Here is a 15,304-nt window from a genome sequence, read left to right on the forward strand (position 1 = left end):
GGTATCGGCCTGGTCAGGCGTCGTTGCCGTGATGTGCGGCGGTGTGGTGCCACCGGGTGGGGTCGTCTTCGAGTTCGGTGCGGTTCCAGTTTCCGCGGTTCGCGGCGGCTTCGTAGGTGGTGTGGAGAAATTCGGCGACGGCGCGGTCGGGGTCGGGTGCGGTGCGGGCGGCCTCGTAGGGCAGCAGGAACTGCTGGTACTCGGTGCTGAAGTAGGCGCCGTCGGGGCCGACGGGCTGCTCGGCGAACCCGGCGGGTTCGGGGTAGGCGTAGGAGTAGAAGGCGCCCTCCTCGCCGCCGCCGGGCCAGAATCCGCAGCTGGACAGCTCCCGGGAGTAGCCCTCGACCATCACCCAGTCCCCGCAGTTGGGCACACCCCCAGGGTGCGGCGGGGCCGTGCGCCCGGAGAAGCGGGTGCAGGCCAGATCCATTCCGCCCCAGAAGAAGTGCACCGGGCTGACCTTGCCGATGAAATGCGACCGGAACTCCCCGATCACCCGGTTGGCCTGCAACAGCTGCCGCCAGAACAGGGTGGCCGCCTCACCGTCGTACGAGGCATGGTCGTAGTCCTCGGCGAACGGGATCGCCGGATCGACCTCGTTCGGGAGCGGCCGGATCGGCGCCTCGATACCCAACTGATCGAGCATGGCCATCGTCCTGGCGTAGAACTCCGCGACCGGCATCGGCCGCAACGGCATGCTCCGCACACCGCCATCGCTGCTACGGACCTCCAGCCGGTGACCGACGAAGTCGAACTCGATCTCGAAAGCCCCCGCCCGGTACGGGATCGACGACGTCGTCAACCCCCGCGCACTGACATACAACGTCACCTGCCACCAATGATTGAGCAACGGAGCATGCGCCATCCGGATCTTGCCCACGACCTGGGTCCACATATGCAACGTCTCACGAGTGGCGGCCCACTCCGCAACCCGCAAACCCGGCCAACTCACCATCGCGGAACTCGTCATCGATCCTCACATCCTTCGGGACACCACAAAAAGGTGGCGATCAGCGGTACTCGGGATTGGCGTTGTCGGGGTGATGGCCCGCGTCCCAGGCCGTGCGCTGGTTGCCGTAGGCCGGGAACCCGCCGGCGCGTCGGATCATCGACGCGAGATGGAGCAGGTTGTAGGTCATGAACGCGATGTTGCGGTTGGTGAAGTCGTTCTCCGGGCCGCCGGAGCCTTCGTCGAGGTAGGAGGGCCCGGGGCCGACCTCGCCGATCCAGCCCGCGTCGGACTGGGGCGGCACGGTGAACCCGATGTGCTGCAGGCTGAAGAGGATGCTCATCGCGCAGTGCTTGAGACCGTCCTCGTTGCCGGTGAGCAGGCAGCCACCGACGCGCCCGTAGTAGGCGTACTGGCCTTGGTCGTTGAGCACGCCGGAGTAGCCGTAGAGCCGCTCGATCACCCGGCGGGTCACCGAGCTGTTGTCGCCGAGCCAGATCGGTCCGGCGATGACCAGGATGTCGGCAGCCAGGACCCGGTCCAGCAGCGCGGGCCATTCGTCGGTGTCCCACCCGTACTCGGTCATGTCCGGGCGGACACCGGTGGCGATGTCGTGATCGACGGCGCGGATCTGGTCGACGCTGACCCCGTTCGCCTCCATGATCGCCACACTGCGGTCGATCACCCCCTGGGTGTGGCTGAGGTCGGGGGAGCGGTTGAGGGTGCAGTTGATGTACATCGCGCGCAGCCCGGTGAAATCGGGTTTCTCGATCGCGGTCATGGTGGTCCTTTCCCGTCCGAAGCCGGACATTGACGGGTGCTTCCGGTTACGGGCGTGCGGCCGGCCACGTCGCGGCCCACCTGGTCGGTGACGTCGGTGAACTCAGTGTGCTTCGTAGGTGGCGAGCCAGGGCCGGGCTTGCCGGCTCGTATCACGATGGGGTGTTTCACCTGCGGCTCCGGGGCAGGATCTGCGCGTTGGGCAGTGCGGGTGCGGGCAGGCGTTGTGGCGTGCCGGTGTAGCCGTCGATGCGGCCGAACTGGTCGGACTCGCGTTGCCATGCCTCGCGGAAGGCCACGATCTCGTCGTGGCCGCGGGCCACGAAGTTCCACCACATCACGATGTCCTCGTCGAACGGGGCGCCGCCGAGCACCAGCACCCGGGCCGGCTGCCCGCCGGGGTTCTCCAGCGTCAGGGTCGATGCGCCGGGCGCGAGGTAGCCGAGATCGGCCGGGGCCAGGCTGGTGCCGGCGAGCACGACCGTGCCGGTGTCGGCGAGGACGCCGTGTTCGTGGGTGGGGTCGACGGCCAGCGTGATGCTGGCCTGCGGATCGAGGACGATCTCCGCCCCGAGCAGCGGGGTGAAGGTCGGCACGGGGGAGGTCTCGCCGGCGAGGTCGCCCAGCAACACTCGCGCGGTGGCGCCGCCGATGTCGATCGAGGGCGGTGTGTGGTGGTGGAAGTCGCGTGCCGTGTGGCGGTGCGCGTCGGGCAGGGCGATCCACAGCTGCACGCCGTGCAGGGTCGTGACGCCCGGGGTGGAGACCTCGGAATGGCAGATGCCGTGCCCGCCGGTCATCAGGTTCAGCTCGCCGGGCCGCAGGATCGCGTGGGTGCCGAGGCTGTCGCGGTGCTCGACCTCCCCGGCGAAGAGCCAGGTCGCGGTCTGCAGGCCGGTGTGCGGGTGCGGGGGCACGTCCATGCCCCCGCTGCGATCGACGGTGGCGGGTCCGAAGTGGTCGGCGAAGCACCATGCGCCGATCAGCGATCGCTTGCGCTGCGGCAGCGTACGCCGGACCGCCATCGCCCGAGGGCCGCCGAGCGGTACCTCCCGTGCGGACAGGACCTCGACCCCGTCCGTGCCGGGTGCGCCGCCAGGGCAGGTGAGTTCGACCGGGACCGTGTCGGTGTTGCTCATGTACTGGTTCCTCAGGCGGCTTCGTCGGATCCGGCCGAAGTCGGCGCTCAGGTGCGGGCGCCGGCTCATTTGGTTGACGTGTCTACAAATATCCGGTTTTTAGTGACGTGTCAACGTCACTGCTAGGCTCCGCGCATGGATGAGGCGCGCTGGCTCGACGAGCGGGAAGCGCTCGTGTGGCGCGGGATGATCGGTGTGCTGCAGCGCGTGACCGCGGAGACGGAGCGTCAGCTGGTCCAGAACTCGGGGCTGTCCGCCGCGGAGTACACCCTGTTGGTGCCGCTCTCGGAGGCTCCGGACGGGCTGCTGCGGGCGCGTGACCTCGGCCGGATGGTCGCCTGGGAGCGCAGCCGGATCTCCCACCAGATCATCCGGATGGAGAAGCGGGGCCTGGTCGCCCGTGAGGAGTGCGGCGAGGACGCGCGCGGGTCGATGGTCCGGCTCACCGAGGCGGGCCGGTCGGCCATCGTCGCCGCCGCACCCGCGCACGTCGCCGCCGTCCGGCAGTACTTCTTCGGCGCGCTCACCGATGCCGAGATCGATGTCATCGGACCCGCGCTCGAACGGGTCCTCGACCGGCTCCCCGACAACGATGGATGACGCCGTCCCCTCGACGGGTCGTGTCCGGCCGGCTTTCGGGGGAGCCGCCCGTGCGGGTGTGGTCGGCGAGCACCTCGTCGTCGTTCGCGCTGCCCACGGTGTGGGGCCTGCTCAGCTCTGGTTCGCGCCGACGACGTAGCTGCTCACGAGCGCGGCGACGTTCTCCCGTCACCGTGCTCGGCCGCGCCCGCGCACGCCGAATGATCTAGCCCGGGAGCTGGTCCTCGAGCGAGCCTCCGGTCCACTTCTGCTCGCCGGGCATCGGGTCGTCGCACCGTCGCACGAAGGCGGCGATCTCGATCAGGAGCAGGTCGGTGAGCGGGTGTGCGCGCTGGGCTGACCCATGTTGCTGTCCGGCCACCACGCGGAGCTCGACCTCGCAGCCCGCGCGGGCGGCGGCGTGGGCGACGGCCAGGGTGTCGTCGCGGAGGATCTCGTGGCCGCCGCAGAACAGGAACAGTGGCGGCGCGTCGGTCCAGGTGCTCGGTGGCGCGAGCGCGGGGGACACCGCCGGGTCTTCCGGGTTCGCGGCACCGAGGTACATGGGGCCGATCTGATGCGCCTGGCCGGGCGTGATCCGGTCGAGTCCGTCGTTGTCCGCCAGCGATCGCTGGGTGAGGGTGAAATCAAGGAAGCCCGACAGCGCGACGACGCCGGAGGGCATGGGCAGTCCGTGCTCGGCGGCGCGGGTGATCACCGTCAGGGCCATCGTCGCGCCCGCGGAGTGCCCGTAGACCACCACGTTCTCCGGTGCCCAGCCCGCGTCGAGCAGTTGCCGGTACGCCGCGATCGTGTCGTCGCTCGCGGCCGGGAACGGGTTCTCGGGGCCGATCCGGAAGTGCGGCAGCACGACCGGCCGCTCCAGTGCCGCCGCGATCCGGTCCCCGTAGAGGTCGGGAGCCTCGTCGAACAGGAACGCCCCGCCGTGCAGGTAGAGCGCCACCTTCGCCCCGGGCTCGGGGGCACGCAGCTGCGGCGGGAGCTCCTCGCCCGGCTGCAGTTCGATGACCTCGGCGTCGACACTCATGATCCACACTCTCCTCGGGGCGGCGGTACGCGGGCAGAGCCGAGGCTACGGCGTCGCGACCGGGCGCACCTGCTGATGACCATGTGGTGCCCTGGAGGAGTGACGAACCAGGTGTCCACAGTGGATGGTTTGAATGGGTCGACGCCGCGTTCGTCGACCCCGCCCACCTGCGACGCGCCACACTTTCGAGGTCGCTACTCGCAGAGTGCCGAGTCGTGGACGTCGAAGGACTGCCGGGCCACTTCCGTGCCGACGGTGTTCGTGACGACCGACGCGAACCGGTCGTCATCGGTGACGCCGGTCGTCGAGACGTGGCCCGTTTCCAGGCCGCCGTTCTTCGCCCAGTACGTGCCCCCGCACGGCAAGGGGACCTCGTCGATCCCGAGCCCCGTGCCGCCGAGCGCCACGGGCACGGTCCTGCGCATCTCCGCCAGCGCGGCATCCGACATGACCTCGCCGTCGAGCAGCGCGCGGAAGAACGTCACCGAGTCCTCCAATGTGGACTCCATCGCCCCCGCCGTGGAGTAGAGCGACCGCTCGAGCACGGTGGTGTTGTCGACCCACAGGAAGAACGGCGGGATCCGGCCGCCCGTGTAGCCGTGCACGAACGGCTCCGCCAGCGCCCGCTCGCCCGGTGCCGGGAACGACGTGTCCTCAAGACCGAGTGGTTCGATGATCCGCTCCGTGATCGCGTCGCCCGCGTACTGGCCGGTGATCTTCTCGATGAGTATGCCGAGCACCTGGTAGCCGGTGTTGGAGTAGATGCTCTGCTCACCGGGCGCGGCCACGGGCGGCTCGTCCATCGCCGCGTGGACCAGGTCGGCCAGCGCGTAGGTGCCGACCGGGCCCGGCTTCGCGTCGCCGGAGAACCGGATCAGTCCGCTGGTGTGCTGCAGCAGCTGCCGCGCGGTGATGACGTTGCCGTCGTCATCGCGGTCTCGATCGTGCTGGTCATTGCCGCGCTCGGCGCCCTGATCCGTGCGCCCCGGCGACTCCCGGAGACCGCTGAGCCGCACAGCGACGCCAGCTCCGGCCGCTGAACCTCGAGCAGGTGGAGTCGCGCCCGGCGACCCACGTGACCTGCCGCGTGCGGTGAGACCGGCTCAGTGTGCGGAGGCGGCCGAGGGCAGCACGACCTGGACGGCGAGCCCACCCTCGGGACGCGGCCAGGCGGTGGCGCCGCCACCGTGGGCCTCGGCGATCGCGCGCACGACCGAGAGCCCGAGCCCGCTTCCCGGTGGCGGTTCGGCCCGGTCGAAGCACAGCCTGCGGAACGGCTCGAAGAGCTGCTCCGCCAGGGTGTCGTCCACCGGGGGGCCGCCGTTGGTGAGCTCCAGCGCGCAGTTCGTGCCGTCGCTCGTGGTGCGGATGCGGACCCAGCCACCGGGCTCGTTGTGCACGAACGCGTTGTCCACCAGGTTGTGCACCAGCTGGGTGAGCAGAACGGGCTCGCCGAGCACCTTGGCCGTGGCGAGGTCGAGGGCGGGCTCGACCCGTTCCGTGGCGCGAGCGAGGAGGTCGCGCACGGTGTCGTCCACCAGCATCGCCAGGTCCACACGCTCCGTGCGGTGGATCGTGTCCGGGTTCTGCGCCAGCGTGAGCAGCCCGTCGAGCACGCGCTGCTGGTGGTCGAGCCCGGCGAGGAGCTTGTTCCCCAGCTCGACCAGCTCGGCGGGGGCGCCCGGCCGAGCCATCGTCACCTCGATCACCGCCCGCTGGGTCGCCACCGGCGACTTCAGCTCGTGTGCGGCGTTGGCGAGAAACCGTCGCTGGCTCGTGAACGAGCGCTCCAGCCGCATCAGCATGTGGTCGAACGCGTCGGCCAGCTCCTTGATCTCGTCGGCAGGGCCGTCCAGCGAGTTGCGCATGTGCAGCTCCTGGTCGGCCACCCGTTGTGCGGTGGCGGTGATGGTCCGGACCGGCCGCAGCGCACGACGGGCGGTGCCCCAGCCGAGCACCGCGGCCACGGCCATCACGACGACCAGCGCGATGAGGCCGCTGATGAGCACCGCGGAGTAGGTGATGGTGCCCAGATCGTTCACCGGCTGGAGCTCCGCCTGCGGTGGTGGGCCGATCTCGCCGGACACGCCGGAATCGCCGGACACGCTCGGCCTCGAACCCGCCACGCTGGCCGGGAGCACGCCGTCCGACAACAGCACGATCAGCCCGAGCATGATCGAACCCGTGACGGCGGTCAGCGCCACGTAGGCGACCGTCAACCGCGTCCGCAGCGACCAGCGCTTCACGGGATCCGGTATCCCACACCGGAGACGGTCTCGATGAGTGCGGGCTTTCCCAGTTTTCTGCGCAGCGAGGTCATGGTCACGCGCACGACATTGGTGAACGGATTAATGTTCTCGTCCCACGCCGACTCCAGCAGGTCTTCCGTGGAAACGACGCCGCCGTCCGCGCGCAGCAATTCCTCCAGTACCGCGAATTCCTTCTTGGTCAGCGAAACCGGGAAGGTGTCGCGCAGTACGCGATGCCGCGCGGGGTCGAGCACCACGTCCGCGCGGCGCAGCACCGGTGGCACGGCCGACCTGCTGCGCCGCCCGAGCGCCCGCACCCTGGTGGCCAGCTCGGCGAAGACGAACGGCTTCGGCAGGTAGTCGTCGGCCCCCAGCTCCAGCCCGAAGATCCGCTCCGCGACGTCCGACGCCGCCGTGAGCAGCAGTATTCGGGTGTGCGGGTGCTCGTCGACGACCGTCCGGCACACCTCGTCACCGTGCACGACCGGCAGGCCGCGGTCGAGTACAAGCACGTCGTAGCGGTTCACCCGGCAGCGGTCGAGCGCGGCGGCGCCGTCGTAGGCGACATCCACGGCGAGGCCGGTGTCGCGCAGGCCCTCGACCACGGCGTCGGCCATCATTTTCTGGTCCTCCACCACCAATACGCGCATAAATCGTCAGTATCACGGTTGTCTCGGATGCGACAAGTGCACAGGTGGGAAAGGCAATGGAGTTGACCCGAATAGGCATAAGGAAAACGTAAGTCGTCGCTTAGCGCTCGTCATTGGGGTGATCCGGCACCGTGTTGGTTGTTCCCACAGATCGTCGGGAACACCAACACGGAGTGGAGATCCTGAGATGAAGAATGGACTCGCCAGGTCGCTGGTCGTGGCAGGCATCGCCGCCGCGGGCATCCTCACCGCCTCGTCGGCCGCGTTCGCCGACACCTCGGGCGGGCAGCCCGGCCAGGACCCGTGCTCGGGCCCCATTACGCCGCCCATGCCCGCGCTGCCCAGCGTTCCCGGTCTGCCGACCGTGCCCTCGCTGCCGAACCTGCCGGGTCTGCCCGGCCTGCCCGGCGACGTCGAGCCCGCCCCGGCCAACGCGGTCGACGGCGGGGACGACTGCGTCCCCTCGGGCGTGCCGGGCGTTCCCCCGGGCGTCCCCTCGGGCGAGCCGGGCGTTCCTCCGGGCATCCCGTCGGGCGAGCCGGGCGTTCCCCCGGTCTCCGACCAGGCCTGATCGGACTCGGCTCAGGCGGGTGGCGGCGCGCTCGGCGCTGCCACCCGCCTGCCGTCGAGTTCGGGGATGTCCGCCCGGTCGGTGGAGACCCTGAGGTCGTCGTAGTTGATGTAGCTGTCGTGCCGCGGGGCGAAGTCGGGGGTCGCCCCGCCCGCGAAGCTGTCCAGGTAGGCCGCGTCTACCAGGTCGTCGTTGGTGACGAAGCGCAGGCCGCTCACCGTGGCCGCGGACTCGCCGTTGTAGAACACCTCGATCTCGCCGTCACGGTTGGCCTCGCCGTCGGTGACGGTGTTGACCCGCACCCGCTGTACGACGTTGACCCACTCGCCGCGTGGCCAGTGGATGACGGAGCCGTCGCGCTTCAGCTCGGCGTAATCGCCGTACTTGCCGGGCTTGTCCATGTGGTAGTAGTACAGCGCCGCTTCGCCGTCTTCGCGCTGCCAGATGAAGCGGGAGCTGAATCCGTTGGTGCCGTCACAGGTGTCGCCTCCCGAACAGAATTCTCCGCCGGCGAGCCCGACGCCGACCTTCCCGGCGTATGAGGTGGTTCCCCAGCTGAAGTCCTCGTCGAACCTGATCCACATGGACAGGTAGTACTCGCGCGCACCGTCCAGTTCGAACGGTGCCTGCGCGCCCGATTCCTGGGGCCCCACCTTGCCTCCGGGGTAGAGCACCCGCAGTGACTTGCCGCCGCTGTGCGCCGGGGTGGAGTCGTCGATGACGGTCCGCTCCCGCATGCCGAGCGACCACGGCGCGCTCCAGCCGTCCTCGGCCCACTGTTCGAGCGGGTACGGCTCGCCCGCCGCGGGTCGCTCGAAGCCGTTCTCCGTGGGTGACCGGTCCGCGGCCGCGCCAGGGGTGGCCACAGTGGACAGCACCAGGGCAGCGGCCGCCGCGGTGGTGAGTCGCGCGGTCGTGGTCATCGCAGGCACGGGTCTGCTCCTCGTTTGGGGGCGGCCGACGATAGTCGATCACGGCCCGGCGCGGGCCGGCGTCACGGTGCGACTGCCCGAACCGCCAGCCCGGTCTGTCCGGATCACCGGGAGCCCGGGGTTCACAGATGATGCCGACATTCGGATCGGCGATATCCTCGTCGCGTCGGCGACGGGAGGAGCGGGATGGTTCGGCTGACGCGAGCCCAGCAGCAGGCGCGGACGCGCGACGCCGTGGTGGCGGCCGCGCGGCAGGAGTTCATCGAGCACGGCTACGGCGCGGCGAAGGTGGACCGGATCGCCGAACGGGCCGAGCTCACCCGGGGCGCGGTGTACTCGAACTTCTCCGGCAAACGTGCTCTCTACCTGGCGGTTCTCGTCGACCTGGTCGACCGGGCAGCCGGGGACGTGGCCGTCGAACGGCCGGGGACGGTGGCCGAGGCGCTCGGCGCGTTCGCCAGGGTCTGGCTGGAGCGGCTCCCGCTGGCGCACGACGTCGACGCGGGTGGTCGCCTGCAGTTGCGGTCACTGGCCGGCATCGTCGAGGACGACGCGGGCCGGGCCGTGCTCGCCCAACTGGCCCGACTGGAAGCGCTGTTGCTCGCGCTCGGGCTGGAGTCCTGTGCCGACGATGGCGCGCGCCGCGTGCGCCTGGCCGAGCTGGCACTGACCATGCTGGGCGGATCGAGCCTGCTCGCCGAGCTGACGCCGGGATTCGGTGATCCCTTCGACCGGAGCAGGGCGTGTGCACACCTGGCTGGTCTGGACCTCGCGGACAACTGGGCGCCGCCCCACCTGGCCTACGTCACGCCGGCAACGCCCGTCCACCAGGACTGGGCGCCACCGGCGCAGCTGCTCGACCAGATCAGCGGCACCCCGGCCGACCTCACGGCGGACGGGGTGGTCGTCGTGCTCGGGGCCCAGCGGCTCGGCGCCGTCGAGGAGGCCGTGCGCTCCGGCGAACCGGTCACGGTCGTGGTCGTGACCAGCGACCCGGCTGAGCTCGGGCAGCTCGTTCGCCTGCGCGTCAGGGACGCGCTCTCGTGCCTGGGGTCCGTGTTCCCACTTCGGACGTGGGAACGGCTGCGGCTGGTCATCGACGACGCGGCGCAGGTCGCCGCGGCGGTGGGGGTGAGTGACGCCACCGATACCACCGAAGTGGCGGTGCGGATCCACGCCGGCGCGGTCGTCGCCCGCGCCGAGGGCCACGGTGCCGCTCACGCCGTCGCGACGGGGCAGGCCGTCCGCGTGGACTGAGCGCGCTCAATCCCGTGTGGACACAGCGAAGGGGCGAGCCGCTGCGGCTCGCCCCTTCGACGTGTCAGGCTCAGGCGATACCCCGCACGAACGAACCCGGGTGCGTCGCGCCGTCCTGGCGCAGCACCGGCAGGTCGTCCGGCCAGTCCTGGATCAGCGGGCTGGACTCACCGGGAGGCGTGACCTCGATGGTGTCGGGCGTCCAGGTCTCGCTGCCCTGCGCCGGGCTCAGCACGGTCACCTCGGCGATCTCACTGGCCTCGCCGGGGACGAGGGCGGCGAAGCCACCGTCCGGCGTGCCCTGCGGCAGCTGGAACGTGTCGCCGTAGACGTCGTGCTCGGGCCCGACGAGCTCCACAGTGGGCAGTCCGTCGACGCCGCACGTGCTCTCGGAGATGTTCTTGAGGCTCAGCGTCATGGTGTGCTGTCCCGAGGCCCCGGCCTGCTGCGGCTCGCTCGCGGACAGCTTGAGCTGGCCCGAGGCGCAGGGCGGAACCTCACCGGCCTGCCCGGTCTCAACCGGGGCACCGGTGGTGGCGGACGCGGTGGTGATTCCCAGGACGAGAGCACCTGCCGCGGCGGCCACACCGGCGGTCACTCGCTTGACAATGGTCCGAGTCATGACAATTCCCTCCCTGTTGTTCCGGCGATTTCCCCGTCGCGGGCGAGGTGTTCGCCCGCATTTTCATCAATCGCCGCTCTGTGGCTTTGTGTGTTGATCCACGTTCGGTGGACGCCCGCTGAGCTGCACGAGTTGACCAATGGTGACGTGGGCCACCCGAAATAAACCTGTTCGTTCCCGCTGCGTCCAGGTCTATTTTCGCCGGTCAGAAACGGTGTTTAGTGGTGAGATCGACTCGCGCAGTTCGACGATCAGGGAGTGGACGTCGGAGATGTCGGAGAGGGCGGGCTTGGCGATGCCGGGTCCCACGTGGTCGGCCCATTTCCCGGAGATCGCCTCGTCGTCGGGAACCACGCCCCACGACGTTCGCGGCCCGTCCGGGAGGTCGATGCGCGCCCACGGTCGGTAGGTGGTGTCCGGGCCGTCGGTGTCGACGTGCACGGTCACGATGTCGAACACCTCCCGCACAGCCGGGTCGAAGCGGGTCGCCGCGCTGCTGCTCGCTTTCGGAGAGGGCGGTGCGGGCAGCGAGCACGGAGTCAGCGACCCTCGCCCGTGCCGTCGGCCGGGAACGTAGTCAGGTGTCGCGCATGCTGCACGCGCTGGAGCGTGGTGGGCTGGTCGAACAGGACGCGGACAGCAGGCGCTACCGGCTCGGCTGGTCACTGCTGGTGCTCGTCGCCGGTGCCGGGGACGCGGCGTTGCTCCGCGCGGCCCGCCCGATGCTGCGGAGGATCGTCGCCAGGACCGGCGAGGTCGCGCTGTTGTCGGTTGCAGCAGGGAAACCGGTCGCTGACCGTGCTGCGGGAGGAGCCGGCCCAGTCCCTGCGCGCGGGCGGCTGGGTGGGGCGCAGTTCCCCGATGCACTGCACCGCGTCCGGTCGTCCGCTGCTGTTCGACTCCGACGACGACCTGGTCGAGGCGCTCACCGCCGACGAACTGCTCGCGCCCACCCACGGACTCGCCGCTCCCCGGTCCCTCGACGAACTGCTCGACCGGTTGCACACCGAGCGGCAACGCGGCTACGCCGTCGCGAGCGAAGAGGTGGAGATCGGGCTCACCTCGGTCGGCGTGCTCATCCGCAACCACGCCGGTGACCTGCTCGCGGTCATCAACATCTCCGGCCCGACGTCGCGGCTGATCGCGCGCATCGACCAGGCGGCACACCGGTTGCGCGCCACCGCCACCGCACTCGAGTCCACACTCGCCCAGCCCCGGCCACCTGGCGCTGCGCCGCGCGGGTGACCGGGCGCTACAGCGCGAGCATCGCCGCGGCGACCTCGTCGGCGGCCGCGTCGGGAATCGCGTTCGCCGCGTCGTCGAGCACGAGCAGTCGCGCTCCGGCGATCTCGCGGGCGAGTGCTTCGCCGTTGCCCACCGGGAAGAACAGGTCGCGCCGACCGTGCACCACGAGTGTCGGCAGTGCCAGCTCCGGCAGCCGTTCGCGCCAGCGCGGCGTGCAGTCGAGCTTCGAGAACACCATGCCCAGCTGGTTGGCCAGGTGGACCGAGGGCTCCGCGCTCGGTGTGCGGTCGAACACGCGCCCGGCGTTCTCGCGGGCGTCGGCCGGGTCGGTGCCGAGCACCTCCGCGCTCGCGGCGGCGAACTCCGCGACGGCGGCGCGATCGGACCAGTCGGGCATCGGCACCGCGAAGAGCCGCTCCATCGCCGCGCCGTCGTGGTCGGGCAGATCGTCGTCGACAGGGCCAGGCGCGACGGGCCGGGTGGCGACGACGGTCAGTGCCGAGAACGCGTCCGGGTGGTCGAGCGCGGCGACCTGGGCCACCATCCCGCCGACGCCGATGCCCGCCAGGTGCGCGGGCCGGTCGTCGAGTCCGCGGGCGAGTGCGGCGGCGTCCGCGGCGAGGTCGCGCAGCGTGTAGTCCGGGGCTTCGGGGTCGGCGGTCGTCGAGGTGCCGGAGTCGCGCAGGTCGTATCGGACGACGTGCGCTCCGCCCCTGGCGAGCGCCTCGCAGAGCGAGTCGGGCCAGGACAGCATCGTCGTGCCGCCCGCGAGCAGCACGAGTGGTGCCGTCGCGTCGCCGAAGTGCTCGATCCCCAGTGTGACCCCGCCGGGCGTACGGAAGGAATTCATCTCCACCTCCGGGCCACACGCTACGCGCTACACCGGTCAGGGGGCCGAAAACGTCGCGGCGCACGGCGTGAAGTGGTACGACCAAGAGCGACAGCCGTGGCCGACCGGGATCGGAGCCATCCGTGATCGTTACGTTCGACCTCTTCAGCGCGCTGACCGACTCCCGCCGCGGCGGCGCGGCCGCCTTCGCCGGGATCGCCGGCGAACGTGGCTGGCCCTGCGGCGGCGAGCAGCTCTACGACGAATGGGACCGGCGCAACAAACGGGCCCAGCAACGGGTCGACACCAGCGCGGGCTGGGTGAGCTTCCGGGACATCTCGCGAGACGCTCTCGCCGCCACGTACACGGCGCTGGACCTCGATGCCGACGCGGACACCGACATCGACCGCGTCCAGGCCAGTGTCGGCGACTGGCCGCTGTGGCCGGACGTCGCCGAGGGCCTGCCCGCCGTGGCCGCGCACGTCCGGATCGGGATCCTGTCGAACGTCGACGACGAGCTCGCCGTCACCACGCGCGCCCACTCGCTCGTGGACGCCGGTCTGGTGCTCAGCTCGCAGCGGCTCGGCGCCTACAAACCCGATCCGGACATCTACCTGCGCGCCCGGGACTTCGCGGGCGACGACCTCGTCCATGTCGCCACGTCGGCCCGCGACGTGCGCGGAGCGCTGGAGGCCGGAATCCACACGGTGCGGCTCGTCCGGCCGGGCCACCGGCTCGATCCCGCCGGACCGGTGCCCGCCGTGTCGATCGACGCCGTACCCGAACTGCTCGAGCACGTGGTGCGCGACGGAACCGGATGAGTGGGTCCACAACGGACAAAACAAAAGGCAAGGAGAACAACTCTCCCTGCCACTCTCAACTTATAGCGCACAGGGGGACTTGCCGCAAGACCCCGGTTGTGCCGCACAATTCGCGGCCGAAGCCGGAACCGGTGGAACTCAAGGGGGTTTCCGACCGGCCGGATGAGTGTGTCGAGCGGGGAGTTCATGACTGACGTGATCATTGCCGGCGGCGGGCCGACCGGCATGATGCTGGCCGCCGAACTGCGGCTGCAAGGCCTGCACGTACTGGTGCTGGAGAAGGACACCGAGCCGCCGAAGTTCGTCCGCTCGCTGGGGCTGCACGTGCGCAGCATCGAGGTGCTCGACCAGCGCGGGATGCTGGAGCGCTTCCTCGCGCACGGCACGCGCTACCCCACCGGAGGGTTCTTCGCCGCCATCCACAAACCGGCGCCGGAACGGCTGGACACCGCGCACCCCTACGTGCTCGGCATCCCGCAGACCACCACCGACCGGCTGCTGGCCGAGTACGCCGCCGAGGTCGGCGTCGAGATCCGGACCGGGTGCGAGGTGACCGGGCTGAGCCAGGACGACGACGGGGTCGCCGTCGAGGTGGCCGGGGCGGACGCGCCGCTGCGCGCGCGGTACCTCGTGGGCTGCGACGGCGGTCGCAGCACGGTGCGCAAGCTGCTCGGCGTCGACTTCCCCGGGGAACCCACCCGGGTCGAGACGCTCGTGGGCGAACTGGAGGTCACCGCGCCTGCTGAGGAGGTACAGGAACGGATGGCGGAGGTCCGCAAGACCGTCGTCCGGTTCGGTCTCGGACCGCTGGAGGACGGCGGATACCGCGTCGTGGTGCCCGCCGACGGCGTGACCGAGGACCGCTCCGTGCCGCCGACCATCGAGGACTTCCGGAAGCAACTGCGGGCCTACGCCGGCACCGACTTCGGCGCGCACTCGCCGCGCTGGCTCTCCCGCTTCGGCGACGCCACCAGGCTGGCAGAGCGTTACCGCGTCGGGCGGGTGCTGCTGGCGGGCGACGCGGCCCACATCCACCCTCCCGTGGGCGGACAGGGCCTCAACCTCGGTCTGCAGGACGCGTTCAACCTCGGCTGGAAGCTGGCGGCGCAGGTCCGTGGCTGGGCCCCGGAGGGCCTGCTCGACAGCTACCACGCCGAACGGCACCCGGTGGCCGCCGACGTACTGGAGAACACGCGGGCGCAGATGGTGCTGCTCGACCCAGCGCCGGGACCGCGGTCGGTGCGCAACCTGTTGTCCGAGCTGATGGAGTTCGACGAGGTGAGCCGGTATCTCACCGAGAAGATCACCGCGATCGGGGTGCGCTACGACTTCGGCGAGGGGCCCGAGCTGCTCGGCAGACGCCTGCGGGACGTGCCGTTGAAGGGCGGCCGGCTCTACGAGCTGACGCGCGCCGGTCGCGGGCTGCTGCTCGACCAGACCGGCAGGCTCTCCGTCGCCGGCTGGCAGGACCGGGTGGACGTCGTCGTCGACGTCAGCGAGGAACTGGACGTGCCCGCGGTGCTGCTGCGGCCGGACGGCCACGTCGCGTGGGCGGGCGAGGACCAGCGGGACCTGCTGGAGCACCTGCCTCGCTGGTTCGGCGCGGCCGCGGGCTGAGCCGTCACGGGCTGGG

The 15,304-nt window shown here is 70.6% G+C and carries 17 protein-coding genes; 6 read left to right on the top strand and 11 right to left on the bottom strand.

Annotation, left to right across the window (positions count from 1 at the left end):
• Nucleotides 1–13: 13 nt before the first annotated feature.
• The 3 genes from JHE00_RS16935 to JHE00_RS16945 all read right to left on the bottom strand — a co-directional run bounded on the left by JHE00_RS16935 (nt 14) and on the right by JHE00_RS16945 (nt 2,868).
• Nucleotides 14–970 carry a DUF5996 family protein gene (locus JHE00_RS16935; RefSeq protein WP_200319007.1) on the bottom strand — a complete coding sequence of 319 codons (957 nt, stop codon included), beginning with the start codon at nt 968–970 and terminating at the stop codon, nt 14–16.
• A gap of 40 nt (nt 971–1,010) precedes the next feature.
• The gene (locus tag JHE00_RS16940) at nt 1,011–1,730 is read right to left on the bottom strand and encodes a flavodoxin family protein (protein ID WP_200319008.1); all 720 of its coding nucleotides are present in this window, start codon (nt 1,728–1,730) and stop codon (nt 1,011–1,013) included.
• A gap of 166 nt (nt 1,731–1,896) precedes the next feature.
• The gene (locus tag JHE00_RS16945; RefSeq protein WP_200319009.1) at nt 1,897–2,868 is read right to left on the bottom strand and encodes a pirin family protein; all 972 of its coding nucleotides are present in this window, start codon (nt 2,866–2,868) and stop codon (nt 1,897–1,899) included.
• A gap of 135 nt (nt 2,869–3,003) precedes the next feature.
• Here JHE00_RS16945 and JHE00_RS16950 point away from each other — a divergent pair, with 135 nt between their 5' ends.
• The gene (locus JHE00_RS16950; protein ID WP_200319010.1) at nt 3,004–3,468 is read left to right on the top strand and encodes a MarR family winged helix-turn-helix transcriptional regulator; all 465 of its coding nucleotides are present in this window, start codon (nt 3,004–3,006) and stop codon (nt 3,466–3,468) included.
• Nucleotides 3,469–3,673: 205 nt separating this feature from the next.
• Here JHE00_RS16950 and JHE00_RS16955 read toward each other — a convergent pair whose 3' ends face one another.
• The 4 genes from JHE00_RS16955 to JHE00_RS16970 all read right to left on the bottom strand — a co-directional run bounded on the left by JHE00_RS16955 (nt 3,674) and on the right by JHE00_RS16970 (nt 7,394).
• Nucleotides 3,674–4,495, bottom strand: a complete 822-nt coding sequence (locus JHE00_RS16955; RefSeq protein WP_200319011.1) for an alpha/beta hydrolase fold domain-containing protein — start codon at nt 4,493–4,495, stop codon at nt 3,674–3,676.
• A 194-nt stretch (nt 4,496–4,689) separates the two neighbouring features.
• Complete coding sequence (locus JHE00_RS16960) at nt 4,690–5,511, bottom strand: serine hydrolase domain-containing protein (protein WP_307831969.1); 822 nt, start codon at nt 5,509–5,511, stop codon at nt 4,690–4,692.
• Nucleotides 5,512–5,598: 87 nt separating this feature from the next.
• Nucleotides 5,599–6,741 carry a sensor histidine kinase gene (locus tag JHE00_RS16965; protein ID WP_200319012.1) on the bottom strand — a complete coding sequence of 381 codons (1,143 nt, stop codon included), beginning with the start codon at nt 6,739–6,741 and terminating at the stop codon, nt 5,599–5,601.
• The gene (locus tag JHE00_RS16970; RefSeq protein ID WP_200319013.1) at nt 6,738–7,394 is read right to left on the bottom strand and encodes a response regulator transcription factor; all 657 of its coding nucleotides are present in this window, start codon (nt 7,392–7,394) and stop codon (nt 6,738–6,740) included. Before JHE00_RS16970 ends, JHE00_RS16965 begins: the two co-directional genes overlap by 4 nt.
• A gap of 187 nt (nt 7,395–7,581) precedes the next feature.
• On the opposite strand from JHE00_RS16970, the gene JHE00_RS16975 reads away from it, so the two are divergent.
• Entirely contained in the window at nt 7,582–7,965 is a 384-nt protein-coding gene (locus tag JHE00_RS16975; RefSeq protein ID WP_200319014.1) for a hypothetical protein, read from the top strand.
• Nucleotides 7,966–7,976: 11 nt separating this feature from the next.
• Here the strand turns inward: JHE00_RS16975 and JHE00_RS16980 are convergent, their stop codons facing one another.
• Entirely contained in the window at nt 7,977–8,888 is a 912-nt protein-coding gene (locus JHE00_RS16980) for a polysaccharide lyase (RefSeq protein WP_372440466.1), read from the bottom strand.
• Nucleotides 8,889–9,083: 195 nt separating this feature from the next.
• On the opposite strand from JHE00_RS16980, the gene JHE00_RS16985 reads away from it, so the two are divergent.
• Nucleotides 9,084–10,154, top strand: coding sequence for a TetR/AcrR family transcriptional regulator (locus JHE00_RS16985; RefSeq protein WP_200319016.1), 1,071 nt, complete (start codon nt 9,084–9,086; stop codon nt 10,152–10,154).
• A 70-nt stretch (nt 10,155–10,224) separates the two neighbouring features.
• Here the strand turns inward: JHE00_RS16985 and JHE00_RS16990 are convergent, their stop codons facing one another.
• Together JHE00_RS16990 and JHE00_RS16995 are read right to left on the bottom strand one after the other, a co-directional pair.
• Nucleotides 10,225–10,776: a DUF4232 domain-containing protein gene (locus JHE00_RS16990; protein ID WP_200319017.1), complete on the bottom strand. Its 552-nt coding sequence runs from the start codon at nt 10,774–10,776 to the stop codon at nt 10,225–10,227.
• A gap of 192 nt (nt 10,777–10,968) precedes the next feature.
• Nucleotides 10,969–11,223 carry a hypothetical protein gene (locus JHE00_RS16995; RefSeq protein WP_200319018.1) on the bottom strand — a complete coding sequence of 85 codons (255 nt, stop codon included), beginning with the start codon at nt 11,221–11,223 and terminating at the stop codon, nt 10,969–10,971.
• 324 nt (nt 11,224–11,547) lie between these two features.
• On the opposite strand from JHE00_RS16995, the gene JHE00_RS35120 reads away from it, so the two are divergent.
• Nucleotides 11,548–12,021 carry an IclR family transcriptional regulator domain-containing protein gene (locus JHE00_RS35120; RefSeq protein WP_230424220.1) on the top strand — a complete coding sequence of 158 codons (474 nt, stop codon included), beginning with the start codon at nt 11,548–11,550 and terminating at the stop codon, nt 12,019–12,021.
• A 7-nt stretch (nt 12,022–12,028) separates the two neighbouring features.
• Here the strand turns inward: JHE00_RS35120 and JHE00_RS17010 are convergent, their stop codons facing one another.
• Complete coding sequence (locus tag JHE00_RS17010) at nt 12,029–12,871, bottom strand: alpha/beta fold hydrolase (protein WP_200319021.1); 843 nt, start codon at nt 12,869–12,871, stop codon at nt 12,029–12,031.
• Nucleotides 12,872–12,993: 122 nt separating this feature from the next.
• On the opposite strand from JHE00_RS17010, the gene JHE00_RS17015 reads away from it, so the two are divergent.
• On the top strand, nt 12,994–13,671 hold the full coding sequence (locus JHE00_RS17015) for an HAD-IA family hydrolase (protein WP_200319022.1): 678 nt from the start codon (nt 12,994–12,996) through the stop codon (nt 13,669–13,671).
• A 186-nt stretch (nt 13,672–13,857) separates the two neighbouring features.
• Nucleotides 13,858–15,288 (top strand): rifampin monooxygenase, encoded by a 1,431-nt coding sequence (gene rox / locus JHE00_RS17020; protein ID WP_200319023.1) that lies wholly within the window; start codon nt 13,858–13,860, stop codon nt 15,286–15,288.
• Nucleotides 15,289–15,304: the final 16 nt, after the last annotated feature.

The sequence above is a fragment of the Prauserella cavernicola genome (genome assembly GCF_016595675.1).
Taxonomy (GTDB): domain Bacteria; phylum Actinomycetota; class Actinomycetes; order Mycobacteriales; family Pseudonocardiaceae; genus Prauserella_A; species Prauserella_A cavernicola.